Origin of the sequence: Paeniglutamicibacter sp. MACA_103, assembly GCF_045798555.1 — a bacterium.
In the GTDB taxonomy this organism is placed as follows: domain Bacteria; phylum Actinomycetota; class Actinomycetes; order Actinomycetales; family Micrococcaceae; genus Paeniglutamicibacter.
Map to the genome: position 1 here is coordinate 1 of NZ_JBIXLN010000145.1, position 233 is coordinate 233.

The window sequence follows — 233 nt, forward strand, 5'->3', positions numbered from 1 at the left end:
GTGGTGTTTGTGGTTTAAGTTGTCGGCCTATTAGTACGGGTCGGCTTCACGAGTCTTTGGTCCTCGCTTCCACGTCCCGCCTATCAACCCAGTGGTCTGCTGGGGGCCTCTCACACCAAATGGTGCATGGAAATCTCATCTCGAAGTGGGCTTCCCGCTTAGATGCTTTCAGCGGTTATCCCTTCCGAACGTAGCCAATCAGCGGTGCACTTGGCAGTACAACTGACACACCA

The 233-nt window shown here is 54.1% G+C and carries 1 rRNA gene; it reads right to left on the minus strand.

From position 1 onward, the window contains the following. Window positions 1–9 precede the first annotated feature (9 nt). Window positions 10–233, minus strand: a 23S ribosomal RNA gene (locus ACIPVK_RS21900); the annotation flags it as partial.